This window comes from Piscinibacter defluvii, assembly GCF_004011805.1.
GTDB classification, from domain to species: domain Bacteria; phylum Pseudomonadota; class Gammaproteobacteria; order Burkholderiales; family Burkholderiaceae_C; genus Piscinibacter; species Piscinibacter defluvii.
The window spans coordinates 757499-771311 of record NZ_ML137196.1 but is presented as its reverse complement, the minus strand read 5'-3'; the positions used below and the strand labels follow the sequence as shown (position 1 = coordinate 771311).

The 13813-nt window shown below is 72.6% G+C and carries 12 protein-coding genes; 7 read left to right on the top strand and 5 right to left on the bottom strand.

The genetic code is table 11. The features are described from left to right. The 6 genes from D9C15_RS03450 (at position 1) to D9C15_RS03425 (ending at position 5941) form a co-directional block, all read left to right on the top strand. A complete protein-coding gene (locus tag D9C15_RS03450; protein WP_375138741.1) occupies positions 1–750 on the top strand; it encodes a MotA/TolQ/ExbB proton channel family protein in 750 nt (249 codons plus the stop codon). Between the two features lie 12 nt (positions 751–762). Then, entirely contained in the window at positions 763–1182 is a 420-nt protein-coding gene (locus D9C15_RS03445) for an ExbD/TolR family protein (protein ID WP_127996014.1), read from the top strand. 82 nt (positions 1183–1264) lie between these two features. Continuing rightward, positions 1265–3580, top strand: a complete 2316-nt coding sequence (locus D9C15_RS03440) for a TonB-dependent receptor (protein WP_127996013.1) — start codon at positions 1265–1267, stop codon at positions 3578–3580. Positions 3581–3593: 13 nt separating this feature from the next. Next, on the top strand, positions 3594–4274 hold the full coding sequence (locus D9C15_RS03435) for a Fe2+-dependent dioxygenase (protein ID WP_127996012.1): 681 nt from the start codon (positions 3594–3596) through the stop codon (positions 4272–4274). After that, complete coding sequence (locus tag D9C15_RS03430; RefSeq protein ID WP_240668269.1) at positions 4271–5347, top strand: alpha-hydroxy acid oxidase; 1077 nt, start codon at positions 4271–4273, stop codon at positions 5345–5347. The genes D9C15_RS03435 and D9C15_RS03430 overlap by 4 nt, the downstream gene beginning before the upstream one ends. Positions 5348–5530: 183 nt before the next feature. After that, positions 5531–5941, top strand: coding sequence for an SWIB/MDM2 domain-containing protein (locus D9C15_RS03425; protein WP_127996010.1), 411 nt, complete (start codon positions 5531–5533; stop codon positions 5939–5941). A gap of 68 nt (positions 5942–6009) precedes the next feature. Here D9C15_RS03425 and D9C15_RS03420 read toward each other — a convergent pair whose 3' ends face one another. From D9C15_RS03420 to D9C15_RS03400, 5 genes are read right to left on the bottom strand one after another with little or no spacing between them, the layout of a single operon-like run. Then, a complete protein-coding gene (locus tag D9C15_RS03420) occupies positions 6010–6879 on the bottom strand; it encodes an amidohydrolase family protein (protein ID WP_127996009.1) in 870 nt (289 codons plus the stop codon). Positions 6880–6884: 5 nt separating this feature from the next. Then, a complete protein-coding gene (locus tag D9C15_RS03415; RefSeq protein ID WP_127996008.1) occupies positions 6885–7490 on the bottom strand; it encodes a 2-hydroxychromene-2-carboxylate isomerase in 606 nt (201 codons plus the stop codon). Between the two features lie 60 nt (positions 7491–7550). Continuing rightward, the gene (uvrA, locus tag D9C15_RS03410) at positions 7551–10448 is read right to left on the bottom strand and encodes an excinuclease ABC subunit UvrA (protein ID WP_240668268.1); all 2898 of its coding nucleotides are present in this window, start codon (positions 10446–10448) and stop codon (positions 7551–7553) included. Positions 10449–10500: 52 nt separating this feature from the next. Next, complete coding sequence (locus D9C15_RS03405; protein WP_127996006.1) at positions 10501–11598, bottom strand: hypothetical protein; 1098 nt, start codon at positions 11596–11598, stop codon at positions 10501–10503. After that, entirely contained in the window at positions 11595–12221 is a 627-nt protein-coding gene (locus tag D9C15_RS03400; RefSeq protein ID WP_127996005.1) for a sigma-70 family RNA polymerase sigma factor, read from the bottom strand. Before D9C15_RS03400 ends, D9C15_RS03405 begins: the two co-directional genes overlap by 4 nt. A gap of 132 nt (positions 12222–12353) precedes the next feature. Between D9C15_RS03400 and D9C15_RS03395 the strand changes: the two genes are divergently transcribed. Beyond that, positions 12354–13805, top strand: coding sequence for a vWA domain-containing protein (locus tag D9C15_RS03395; protein WP_127996004.1), 1452 nt, complete (start codon positions 12354–12356; stop codon positions 13803–13805). The last annotated feature ends 8 nt before the right edge of the window (positions 13806–13813 follow it).

The window sequence follows — 13813 nt, the reverse complement described above, 5'->3', positions numbered from 1 at the left end:
GTGAACGCGGACACCTCCCTGGGCTTCACCCACTTCATCGCGCAAAGCGATGCGGTGGGCAAGACGCTGCTCGTGCTGCTGCTGGCGATGTCGGTCCTGTCGTGGATCATCATCGCGCTCAAGGGCCTGACGCTGGCGCTGCGCAAGCGCCGCAGCGACGCGTTCCTGAACCTGTTCTGGAACGCCCGCTCGCTGGACGAGGTGGCCCACGAGATCGCCACGCACGGCGCGCGCGATCCGTTCTCGCACCTGGCCAGCCATGCGATGCACGCGCAGTCGCACCACGCCCGGTACGGTGCGGCCAAGCTGGCCGAGGCCGGCACGGCGAGCGACTTCGTCACCCGCACGATCAAGAAGGTGCTCGACGAGGAGAACACCCGGCTCGAGAACGGCCTGACCGTGCTCGCCACGGTGGGCGCCACCGCGCCCTTCGTCGGCCTGTTCGGCACCGTCTGGGGCGTGTACCACGCGCTGGTGGCGATCGGCATGAGCGGTGCCGGCACGCTCGACAAGGTGGCCGGACCGGTGGGCGAGGCGCTGATCATGACCGGGCTCGGCCTCGCGGTCGCCATCCCCGCGGTGGTGGGCTACAACTGGTTCACCCGTGCCAACCGGGTGATCGTGTCGCGCCTGGACGCCTTCGCCTACGAGCTGCACACCTTCGTCTCGATGGGGCAGCCCCTGTCCGGCTCGGCCGGGCCCGCGGGTGCCAACGTCAAGCCGATGCCGGCGCGCCCGGCCGCGGCCTGAGCGGAGGCGTCCATGGCCTTCGCCAGCTTCGACCAGCGCCACGCCAGCGCGCCCGTCGCGGAGATCAACATGGTCCCGCTGATCGACGTGATGCTGGTGCTGCTCGTCATCTTCATCATCACCGCGCCGCTGCTGACGCATGCCGTCAAGCTCGAGCTGCCCAAGGCCAGCGCGCAGGTCAACCCGACCGTGCCCGAGAAGGTCGAGGTCGCGATCGACGCTGCCGGCAGCCTGTACTGGAACGGCGAGCGCCTGGCCCGCCCGAATCTGGCACAGCGTTTCATGCAGGCCGGGCAGCACCAGCCGCAGCCGGAAGTGCACCTGAAGGCCGACCAGTCGGTGGCCTACCGCGTCGTCGCGCAGACGCTTGCCGACGCCTCGCGCGCCGGGCTCACCAAGGTGGGCTTCGTCAGCGAGCCCGAGAGCCCCTGACACCCCGTTTCTTCTTCAACCGCCATGCACCAGCCAGCCCCTCGCCAGCCCGTGCCCGACAGACACACCGAGGAGCTGACTGATGAAACCCCCACGCTCGATTCGTTCGCTGCCCCCCGAGGGGGCGCAGGCCATCCTTGGGACGGCCCGGCGGAGGCCTGATCCCACCAGACTGCTGCCGCTGGGCGCACTCGCCGCCGGCTTCGGCCTGATCCAGCCGCAGGCGCTGGCCCAGGCCACCCCCGAGACCACGCTCGCACCCGTGCCGGTGCGCGCCAAGACCGAGACCGACAAGGAGTCGGTGCGCGCCACCACCACCACCATCGGCAAGGGCGTGCAGGAACTGCGCGACGTGCCGCAGTCGGTCACCATCGTCACCGAGAAGCTGATCGACGACCGCAACCTCGACACCCTGAAGGACGCGCTGCGCAACACCGCCGGCATCACCTTCCAGGCCGCCGAGGGCGGCGAGGAGGACATCCGCCTGCGCGGCTTCTCGCTCGCGAGCACCGGCGACATCTTCATCGACGGCATGCGCGACCCGGCCTTCTACGAGCGCGACTCGTTCAACTGGGAGCGCCTCGAGCTGTTGCGCGGCTCGGCCTCGATGCTGTTCGGCCGCGGCTCGACCGGCGGGGCCGTCAACCAGGTCACCAAGCAGCCCCGCCTGCTGAACCAGAACGAACTGGCGGTGACGATCGGCAGCCTCGGCTACCTGCGCACCACCGCCGACTTCAACCTGAAGACCGGCGAAGACGCCGCCTTCCGCCTCAACACGATGCTGAACCAGGCCGACAACGCCGGCGCGAAGATCGACAAGTGGGGCATCGCGCCGACCTGGCGATTCGGCATCGGCACGGCCGACGAGGTGTCGCTCGGCCTGTACCACCTCGTCAACGAGAACGGCGTGCACTACGGCCTGCCCTGGCTGGAGCCGGGCCCGGCGAGCGGCGGCAACTGGCTCTGGACCACCGATCCCAAGAACGTCTACGGCATGGCCAGCGACTACGCGCACACCGGCACCTCGCAGGGCACCGCCGCGCACGTGCACCGATTCGGCGAAGGCCGCGAGCTGCGCACCGCGCTGCGCCTGGCGAGCTACTGGCGCGACCAGCGCGCCAGTGCGATCCGCTTCGCGCCGGCCGAGCTGCAGCCCGACGGCCAGGCGGTCAGCGCCGACACCTTCGGGTCGGGCACGGTGCTGACACGCTCCGGCGGCGACCGGGTGCAACTGAAGAACATGTCGATGGACACCGTCTCGCTGCAGAGCGACTACAGCGGCACGCACCGCTGGTTCGGCCGGTCGCACGCGCTGCTGGCCGGCGTGGACGCGGCGCACGAGAAGTTCGAGAACCTCGGCCTGGCCGCCGATTCGCCGGTGCTGATCAAGCCCAGCACCACGGTCGGCACGCCCGACGACGGCGCGACGATCAACGAGGCCTCGCGCCGCCTGGTCAAGACCCGGACCTTCGACGCCAAGGCGCTGGGCGTCTACGTGCAGGACCTGCTCGAGCTGGCGCCGATGTGGAAGCTGCTCGCCGGCCTTCGCTGGGACCGCTTCGAGGGCCGCTACGAGAACATCGCGCAGGTGCCGAACCCGGGCCCGGGGGGCCCGAACGTGTGCGCCACCCAGCCGGGCACGCGGCTCTCGCGTAGCGACTCGCTGTGGAGCAAGCGCTTCGGCGTGCTGTTCCAGCCGAGCGAGCGGCAGAGCTACCACTTCAGCTACGGCACCTCGTTCAACACCTCGGGCGACACCTACCAGTACGACCCCGGCACCTCCGCCACCGAGCCGGAGTCGAGCCGCAACATCGAGCTCGGCGCGCGGCTGGATTCGGCGGGCGGCAGCTTCACCAGCCGCGTCGCGTTGTTCCACTCGACCAAGTACAACGAGCGCAACCGCGACAGCGACTCCGCCAACGCCTGCAACTACGTGCTCTCGGGCGAGCGCCACACCGCCGGCGTGGAGCTGGACCTGACCGGTCGCATCACGCCGCAGTGGGAGGTGTTCGGCTCCTATGCCTTCATCCCGGTGGCCAGCGTCGACGCCTCGTCGGGCGCGCCGGGCACCGAGACGGTCGGCAGGCGCCCGGGCCTCACGCCGCGCCACAGCGGCACGATCTGGACCACCTACCGGCTCACGCCGCAATGGCGCGTCGGCGCCGGCCTGAACGCACGCGGCAAGGACCGGCCGGTCGGCCTCGCCGAGGATTCCAAGGTGGTCGCGCCGAGTTTCGTCACCGCCGACCTGATGGCCGAATACACGCCCGGCGCGGTGGCCTGGAAGCTGAACGTCACCAACGTGGCCGACAAGCACTACGCCGACCAGCTCTACCGCGGCCACTACATCCCCGGCAAGCCGCGCACCGTGCAGCTGACCGGCACGATGAGCTTCTGAGGACACGCGCGCCATGCTGCTCGAGATCGCCGACCTGCTGGACGCCGCCGGCCTGGCGCGCGCCCGCGCGCTGCTGGAGGCGGGCGACTGGGTCGACGGCCGCGAGACTGCCGGGCCGCAGGCGGCGCGGGTCAAGCACAACCAGCAGCTGGCCCCGCGCGGCGAGGCGGCGCGCGCGCTGCAGGCCCTGGTGCTGGAGGCGCTCGGCCGGCACGCCGGCTTCTTCTCGGCCGCGCTGCCCAAGCGCGTGCTGCCGCCGTTCTTCAACCGCTACCGCGGCGACGGCAGCCACTACGGCAACCACGTCGACCAGGCGGTCCGCTTCGCGCCCGACGGCACCCGGGTGCGCTGCGACGTCTCCTGCACCGTGTTCCTCAGCGACCCAGCCGAGTACGACGGCGGCGAGCTGGTGATCGAGACCGATACCGGCGCACGGCGCGTCAAGCTGCCGGCGGGCGCCGCGGTGATCTACCCGTCCGGCAGCGTGCATCGCGTCGAGCCGGTGACCCGCGGCGCGCGGCTGGCGAGCTTCTTCTGGATCGAGAGCATGGTGCGCCGCCCCGAGCAGCGCCGCTTGCTGCACGAGCTGGACCGCACGCTGATCGCGCTGCGCGAGCGCGACCCGGACTCGCCCGAGTCGGTGGCGCTGACCGGCACGTACCACAACCTGCTGCGGATGTGGGCCGACACGTGAGCCACGCGATCGGGCCGGACGACATCGAGGCGCAGGCGCGAGCGCGCCTGCCCGAGCCGGTCTGGTCCTGGTTGTCGGGCGGCGCGGCCGACGAGATCAGCCTGCGCGGCAACCGCGCGGCCTGGGAGGCGCTCGCGTTGTGGCCGAGCGTGCTGCGTCCGCTGCGCGGTGCGCACACCCGCTCGATGCTGCTCGGGCGCGAACTGGCCACGCCGCTGCTGCTCGCCCCGGCCGCCTACCAGCGCCTGCTTCATCCGCTCGGCGAGGCCGGCAGCGCGCTGGCCGCCGCTACCCAGGGCGCCGGCGTGGTGCTCAGCGGCATGACCAGCGTGGCGCTCGAGGAGGTGGCGCGCCACGTGCGGGACGAGCCGGGGCGCGGACCGCTGTGGTTCCAGCTCTACCTGAGCGGCGACCGCGGCTTCGACCGCGCGCTCGTGGACCGCGCGCGCGCCGCCGGCTTCGAGGCGCTCGTGCTGACCGTCGACGCGCCGGTGCAGGGCCCGCGCGAGCGCGAGCGGCGCGCCGGCTTCCGCATCCCCGCGGGCATCGCCGCGGTGCACTACGACGACCGGCCGGTGCCTGCGGTCTCGCCCGGTGCCCTGTGCGGCGGCCTGGTCGAGCACGCGCCGACCTGGGACGACGTGGCCTGGCTGCGCGACGCGGCGGGCCTGCCGCTGCTGCTCAAGGGCGTGCTGCGCGCCGACGACGCGCGCCGCGCTCGCGCGCTCGGCGTCGCCGGGCTGATCGTCTCCAACCACGGCGGGCGCACGCTCGATACGGTCACCCCTACCGCGGTCGCGCTGCCGCGCATCGCCGACGCGCTGGGCGGCACGCTGCCGCTGCTGGTGGACGGCGGCATCCGCCGCGGCACCGACGTGCTGAAGGCGCTGGCGCTCGGCGCGAGCGCGGTGCTGGTGGGCCGCAGCGCGCTGTTCGCCTATGCGGCCGGCGGGCCGCAGGCCCTCGCGCAGGCGCTGCGCCGGCTGCGCGACGAGCTCGAGATCGCGCTCGCGCTGTGCGGCTGCGCGCGCCTCGAGGAGGTCTCGCGCACGCTGCTCGACGCATCGCAGTGACGTTGCGCAGCGACAAAACCGTCGCTCTCCTCTGAAGAATGCGTGTTTTCAGAGTGAAAACCCCTTCTCGCTCCTCTGAGCACGCAGTACCATTCGCACCGCGCGGTGTTATGGAGAAATGAGGTCTCATGTGGATCTCGCCCATCCCGGGCACATCAACAACTCTTGATGGAGAGAATCAACATGGCAACTGCGAAGAAGGCTGCGGCCAAGAAGGCCCCGGCGAAGAAGGCGGCTCCGGCCAAGAAGGCCGCTGCGAAGAAGGCCCCCGCCAAGAAGGCGGCCCCGGCGAAGAAGGCGGCCCCGGCCAAGAAGGCCGCCGCGAAGAAGGCTCCGGCCAAGAAGCGCACCCCGAACGCCGCCTTCATGAAGGCGATGACCCCGAGCGAAGCGCTGGCCGCCATCATCGGCAAGGGCCCGTACCCGCGCACCGAGGTCACGAAGAAGGTGTGGGACTACATCAAGTCCAACAAGCTCCAGGACCAGGCCAAGAAGACGATGATCAACGCCGACGCCAAGCTGAAGGAGATCTTCAAGAAGGCGCAGGTCTCGATGTTCGAGATGACCAAGCTGATCAACAGCCACCTGAAGTGATGCGCCGCGGCCTGGGGCCGCAGCGACGCAAGAGCCGGTGCTTCGCACCGGCTTTTTTAATTCCGGCCTCAATCGACGGTCAGGGGCAGCCCGAACAGCCGCGCCCCGTTCTCCCAGGCGATGCGCCGCGCCACCGGCGCCGGCAGGTCGGCCAGCCAGCGCCGCGCATCGGCCATCAGGCCCTCGTAGCCGGCCCAGCGCGCGTTGATCCAGGTGTCCGAGCCGAGCAGGAAGCGCTCGGGAAAGGCCGTCAGCAGCGCCTTCCATTCCGCGCTCAGCGCGCCGCCGGCGCCGGTCAGGCCCGGGCGGTAGGAGAGTTCGCCCATCAGCGCAGGGTACTTCTGCAGCAGTGCGTGCACCCGCTCGACGCTGGCGCCGCCGATGCCGGTGTGGGCCCAGATCAGCCGGGCGCGTGGGGCGTGCGCCATCAGCAGGTCGATCGCCGTGTCGTCCACGTGCGCCAGCACGGCAAGGTTGCGCTCCTGCGCCAGCTGCATCAGCTTCGCGGCCACCGGGCCGTTGGCGTTGGCGCTGTCGTAGAGGTGGAACTCGCCCAGCCCGCGGTAGGGGCCGGTGGCCGTGCCGGCCGCCAGCTCGGACAGCACCATCGTGTGGATGCTCTCGTCGGCGAACCAGCCGGTGTAGTCGGCGCGGTTGCGGTACAGGCGCACGAAGGGCACCACGGTGATGCCGGCGGCGCGGGTCTGCTCGCGCGCCGCGGCGAGCGTCTTCGTGCCGTCGTTCGGCCGGCTGTTGGCGATCACCGCGCGCACGCCGCTCCTCTGCAGCCGGCCGATCACGTCGGGCAACGTGTGCTCGGCCTGCCACGCCTCGTCGTTGTAGTGCAGGTGGGCGTCGAAGATCGGGCCGGTGTAGGTCTGGGCGCCGGCCGCGCCGGCCAGCGCGAGCAGCAGCGTGGCGACGACGCGGCGGCGCATCGCGCTCAGCCCCGGGCGAGCCGGCGCTGGAGGAAGTCCAGCCGGTCCTGCCCCCAGAACAGCTCGCCGTCGACCACGTAGCTCGGCGCGCCGAACACGCCGGCGTCGATGGCGCGCTGGCTGTCGGCCTCGTAGCGCTCGTGCACGGCCTGCGACATCGATTCGTCGAGACGGCGCGCGTCCAGGCCCTCCTCGGCCAGCATCGCGGCCAGCTCCCGGGCGTCGGCGATGTTGCGTTCGTCGACCCACACGCCGCGCAGGATGCGGCCGGTCAGACGCATTGCGGCATCGCTCCCGTCGGCCAGGTCGACCGCGATGATCAGCTTGGCCGCGTCGTCGGCGGAGACCGGGAAGTACTTCGGCTGCAGCACGATCGGCCGGCCGAGGAACTCGCTGAAGCGCCGCAGCTCGAGCAGGCGGTAGGCCTGGCGCTGCGGCGCGCGCTTGGCCAGGGGCAGCCCGCCGGAGACCGGGAACACCTTGCCGCCGAGATCCACCGGCAGCACGTTGATCGCCGCGCCGGCCGCCTTCGCGATCTCGGCGAAGCGTTCGTGGCCCAGGTAGGTCCACGGCGAATTGGGCGCGAAGTAGTAGTCGACCGTCAGACCCATCGCCGTCTCCTGCGTGTCCTGGTTGGAATGGGGCGCAGTCTAGCGAGCGCGGCCATGACCCTACTGGGCCAGCAGCGGCGCCAGGTAGCGCCCGGTGTGGCTGGCCGGGTTCGCGGCCACCTGCTCGGGCGTGCCCTGCGCCACCACCGTGCCGCCGCCAGCGCCGCCCTCGGGGCCCATGTCGACCAGCCAGTCGGCGGTCTTGATGACGTCCAGGTTGTGCTCGATCACGACGATGGTGTTGCCGGCGTCGCGCAGCTGGTGCAGCACCTTCAGCAGCAGCGCGATGTCGGCGAAGTGCAGCCCGGTGGTCGGCTCGTCGAGGATGTAGAGCGTGCGCCCTGTGTCGCGCTTGCTGAGCTCGAGCGCCAGCTTGACGCGCTGCGCCTCGCCGCCCGAGAGCGTGGTGGCGCTCTGGCCCAGGCGGATGTAGCCCAGGCCCACGTCCAGCAGCGTCTGCAGCTTGCGGGCGAGTGCCGGCACGGCGGAGAAGAACGCAAACGCGTCCTCCACCGTCATGTCCAGCACCTCGGTGATGTTGCGGCCCTTGTAGAGCACCTCCAGCGTCTCGCGGTTGTAGCGCCGGCCGTGGCAGACGTCGCAGGGCACGTAGACGTCGGGCAGGAAGTGCATCTCGACCTTCAGCACGCCGTCGCCCTGGCAGGCCTCGCAGCGCCCGCCGGCCACGTTGAAGCTGAAGCGCCCGGGCCCGTAGCCGCGCTCGCGCGCCGCCGGCACCTCGGCGAACAGCTCGCGGATGGGCGTGAACAGGCCCGTGTAGGTGGCCGGGTTGGAGCGCGGCGTGCGGCCGATCGGGCTCTGGTCGACGTTGATCACCTTGTCGAAGGCTTCCAGGCCCTCGATGGTGTCGTGCGGCGCGGCGTCGAGGTGGCTGTTGTAGAGCTTGCGCGCGACGGCGGCGTACAGCGTGTCGTTGACCAGCGTGCTCTTGCCCGAGCCCGACACGCCGGTGACGCAGCTGAACAGCCCGACCGGGATCTCCACCGACACGTTCTTCAGGTTGTTGCCGCGCGCGCCGACGATCCTCAGCTGCTGCGGGTCGGTGCTGTCGGCCAGGCGCCGGCGCCGCGCCGGCACCGGCACGGCCAGCGTGCGCGCGAGGTAGCGGCCGGTCAGCGAGTCCGGGTGCGCCGCCACCTCGTCGGCCGTGCCCTGTGCGATCACCCGGCCGCCGTGCACGCCGGCGCCCGGGCCGAGGTCGATCACGTGGTCGGCGGCGCGGATCGCGTCCTCGTCGTGCTCGACCACCAGCACGCTGTTGCCCAGGTCGCGCAGGTGCTTGAGCGTGTCGATCAGGCGCGCGTTGTCGCGCTGGTGCAACCCGATGCTGGGTTCGTCGAGCACGTACATCACGCCGGTCAGGCCCGAGCCGATCTGGCTGGCCAGGCGGATGCGCTGCGCCTCGCCGCCCGAGAGCGTGTCGGCCGAGCGCTCCAGGCTGAGGTAGTTCAGGCCGACGTCGTTGAGGAACTTCAGCCGCGCGGCGATCTCGCGCACCACCTTGTCGGCGATCTCGGCCTTGGCGCCTTCGAGCTTCAGCGCGGCGAAGTAGTCGAGGCAGTCGCGCAGCGTGAAGTGCTCGACGCGGTAGATCGGCTCGCGCCGGCCGCTGCCCGCGTCCACCAGGAACACGTGGCGCGCCTCGCGGCGCAGCCGCGAGCCCTCGCAGTCGGGGCAGGGGCGCGCGGCCTGGTAGCGCGCCAGGTCCTCGCGCACCGCGGCCGAGTCGGTCTCGCGAAAGCGCCGCTCGAAGTTCGGGATGATCCCTTCGAAGGGATGCCAGCGCTTGACCACCCGCGCCTTGCCGCGTGTGCCCTCGGCCTGGTAGACGAACTCCACGTCCTCCGTGCCCGAGCCGTACAGCAGCACCTTCTGCGCTGTCTTCGGCAGCTCCTCGAACGGCGCGTCGATGTCGAAGCCGTAGTGCCGCGCCACGCTCTCCAGCAGCGAGAAGGTGTAGCCGTTGCGCCTATCCCAGCCCTTGACCGCGCCGCTGGCCAGGCTCAGCGAGGGGAAGGCGACCACGCGCTCCGGGTCGAACACCGTCACCTGGCCGAGGCCGTCGCAGCTCGGGCAGGCGCCCACCGGCGAGTTGAACGAGAACAGGCGCGGCTCGAGTTCCGAGAGCGAGTAGCTGCACACCGGGCAGGCGAACTTGCTCGAGAACAGATGCTCCCGGCCCGAGTCCATCTCCAGCGCGATGGCGCGGCCCTCGGCGATGCGCAGCGCGGCCTCGAAGCTCTCGGCGAGGCGCTGCTGCAGACCCACCTGCACCTTGACGCGGTCGATCACGACGTCGATGTCGTGTTTCTCGGCCTTCTTCAGCTTCGGCACCTCGGCCGCCTCGTAGGCCGCGCCGTCGACGCGGAAGCGCACGTAGCCCTGCGCCTGCATGTCGGCGAACAGCTCGGCGAACTCGCCCTTGCGGTCGCGCACCACCGGCGCCAGCACCATCAGCCGCGTGCCCTCGGGCAGCGCGAGGGCGGCGTCGACCATCTGGCTCACGCTCTGCGCCTGCAGCGGCAGGCCGTGGTCCGGGCAGAAGGGCGTGCCGGCGCGGGCGTAGAGCAGGCGCAGGTAGTCGTGGATCTCGGTGACCGTGCCGACCGTCGAGCGCGGGTTGTGGCTGGTGGCCTTCTGCTCGATGCTGATGGCCGGCGACAGGCCCTCGATCACGTCGACGTCGGGCTTGTCCATCAGTTGCAGGAACTGCCGCGCGTAGGCCGACAGGCTCTCGACGTAACGCCGCTGGCCTTCGGCATACAGCGTGTCGAACGCCAGGCTGGACTTGCCCGAACCCGACAGCCCGGTGATCACCACCAGGCGGTGGCGCGGGATGTCGAGGTCGATGTTCTTCAGGTTGTGGGTGCGCGCCCCCCGCACGCGGATGACGGGCGATTCCGGGCGCGCCGGGGGAACTGCGGGCGGGGACGACATCGGTGACGCTGGGCGCAAACCGCCCATGATAGCCACGCGGCCCGGCGCGCGATCAGGGGCCCAGGGCGTCGAGCGCGCTGGCGAGCGTCGCGGTCTGCGCGCTGGAGAGCTCGGCGGATTCGGTCTTGCCGAAGCGGTCCAGCCGCAGGCCCTTCGGGCCGATGCGCAGGGTGGCCTTGAGGTTGCCGTCGCGCAGGAAGCGCAGCGTCGTCGTGGCGCCCTCGCCGGCGGCCGGGCCGGGGTTCCAGTGCGGCCGCGCCGTGCGGTCGGCCAGCGCGATCCAGTCCTGCATCGCGTCGTCCATCGGGCGTTCGGCGCCGCCGTCGCGCTGCCAGGTCCAGGCCTGCGCCCGCGGCTTGATCTCGAAGCGCAGGTTGCTGAGAGACGGCGTCTCGATCGTGCCGACCGCGGCGCGGGCACGCAGGCCGCCCACGAGCCCGGACGGCGCGGCGCCGAGGGCCGAGGCCGCCGGCGGCGCGGCGGACAGGGCCGGCTGCGCCGGCGCCGCCGCGTCGGCACGCCGCTCGAGCAGGCTCCGGTTCGTGGCCTCCGCATCCAGGGTCCGCTCGGCCTTCTCGGCCTTCTCTGTCTTCTCGCGCGATGCGCGCTCGGCGGCCAGCTCACGTGCCGGTTCCGGCCTCGCGCCCGGCGGCGGCGCGGCCGGCACCGGCGGTTCGGGCGCGGCCGCCTTGCGCGCCGTCTCCTTCGGCTCGGGTGGGCGCGCTGCGGGTGCGGGCGGCGATTCGGGTGCGCCGCGCGACACGATGGCGGGGGCCGGCGCCGGTGTCGGCGCGGGCACGGTGTCGGCCTCGGCGGCGGCGGTGGCCGTGGGCGCCGATTCGCGCGGCGGCAGCGTCTCCTGCAGCGGCCGGTCCCACCACATCACCCCGACCACGGTGGCCACCAGCAGGCTCGCGAAGCCGGCGGCCACCGGCGGGCGCGCGAGCCAGTCCCAGGCCGCCAGCAGCCGTTCGCCCAGGCTCGGCGGGGCCGGCGGGGTGGGTGCCGGGCGCGGCGCGACCGCGGCGCGGCCCATGCGCAGGATGTGGTCGTCGAGCTTGGCCGGCGGCCAGTCGGCGGCGTCGGGCGCGTGGCGCAGCGCCTCGCGCAGCCACGGGTCGGGCGGGAGCGGGTCGTCGGTGCCGGTCATTTCGGATCCGGGGCCAGGTAGGCGCCCATGCAGCCGCGCAGCTTGCTCATCGCGTAGCGCAGCCGGGTCTTGGCGGTCTCGAAGCCGACCTCGAGCGCACGCGCCACGTCGGGCAGCGACAGGCCGTCGTCATGGTGCAGCAGGAAGGCGCTGCGCTGCGCCAGCGGCAGCTGGTCCAGGCACTGCAGCAGCCGCTCGCCCGCACGGCGCCAGAACGCCAGCTCGTCGCCCTGCAGCGTGCCGCTGGCAGGCGCGGGCCAGTGCTGCCAGGCGGCGGCCTCGGGCTGCCAGGGTTCGCCGTCCTCGCCCTCGAAGGCGTCGAGCGCGACCTCGCGCCCGCTGCGCCGCAGCAGGTCGACCGCGCGGTGGTGCGCCAGCGTGTAGAGCCAGGTGCGGAAGCTCGCGCCCTGCGGCTGCCAGCGGTCGCGTGCCTGCACCACACGCAGCCAGGTGTCCTGGAACAGCTCGTCCACCTGGCCGGCATGCGCGCTGCCCAGCAGGCGCCGCACGAAGCGGTACAGCCCCTGGCGGTGCCGCTCGTAGAGCTGCTCGAACGCCGCGGCCTCGCCGGCGGCGTAGGCCGCCATCAGCTGGTCGTCGTCGGGGGCGGGCGTGGAGTTCATCGGGGCGCAAGTCTGCCTGATCCGCACACTGATACGGATCAGGGTGCCCGCCGGGGTGACACGGCGACCTCACCCCGGTCGCCGGTTCCGCACGTATCAGCGCTTCGTCACCCCTCGACGACGGAGCCCACGATGAGAGTCCCCCGCCTCGCCGCCCCCGCGCTGGCGCTGTCCGCCCTGCTGGCCGCCTGCAGCGCGGGCTGGCCCGAACCCGCGGCCCATGCCGCCGCCAACGACCGCTGGCCGCCGGTCTGGCAGGAACAGCCGCCGGTGGACGACGGCCCGCCGCCCTTCGAGCCGCCGAGCGCGCGCGACTGCCGCCGCGCGCCCGACACGCGCGAGGTGCCGGGCGGCGGCCCGCGCGGTCGCGGTCGGCCCTGGCCGGAGCCGGTGCCGATGGAGAAGTCCGAGGAACGTTCGGGCGCCGCGCTGGGGGCGCTCTCGTCGCGCCGCGAGGCCGCCCCCGCCGCCGCGCCCTCGGCCGATGCGGCGCGCCAGGGCCCGGTCTGGCCCGAGCCGCCGATGCCGCGCCGCCCGCCGCGGCCGCGCGAGACGGTCACCGCCGGCATGGTCGACGACAACGCCGACTTCGGCGAGTACCTCGCCTACCTCGGCCGGCACCCCGGCCTGCCGGTGCACGAGCGCGATGTCTCCGAGCGCCATCTGCTCGAGGTGCTCGATGCCGCGGGCCGGCCGCTGCACGATGCCGAGGTCGCGGTGCAGCGCCCCGGCCGGCGCGAGCCGCTGATCTGGGCCCGCACCGATGCGGCCGGGCGCGTGTGGCTGCACCCGCGCGCGGTCGGTGCCGAGCACGGGCGCCCCCTGGGCGTGGCGGTGCGCCACGGCGGCACCACGGCGCGCGCCACGCTGCGGCGCGACGACCGCGCCGCGCTGCAGCTGCGCCTGGACAGCGTGCCGGCGTCGGCGCGCCCGCGCCTGGACCTCGTCTTCCTGGTCGACGCCACCGGCTCGATGGGCGACGAGATCGCCAAGCTGAAGGCCTCGATGCGTTCCATCGCGCAGCAGATCGGCCAGCTGCCCGGCCAGCCCGACACCTGCTGGGGCCTGGTGGCCTACCGCGACCGCGGCGACGCCTTCCTGACCCGGACCCACGACTTCACCGACGACCTCGGTGCCTTCCAGTCGCTGCTCGGCCGCGTGCAGGCCGGCGGCGGGGGCGACACGCCCGAGGCGCTCAACGAGGCGCTGCACGAGGCCGTGCACGGCCTCGCCTGGCGGCGCGACGCGGTGCGCCTGGTCGTGCTGGTCGGCGACGCACCGCCGCACCTGGACTACGGCGGGCCGCAATACGACGAGGACATGCAGGCCGCGCTCGCCAAGGGCATCAAGCTGTTCGCCGTCGGCGCGAGCGGGCTGGACGAGGCCGGCGAGTACGTGTTCCGCCAGCTCGCGCAGTACACCGGCGGCCGCTTCGTGTTCCTCACCTACCGCGACGCCGACGACCCCGGCAGCGGCCCCGGCACGCAGACGCCGCACGACGTGCGCGGCTACTCGGTGCAGACGCTGGACCGGCTGATCGTGCGCCTGGTCGGCGAGGAGATCACCCGGCTCGCACGGCGCTGAGCGGGGCG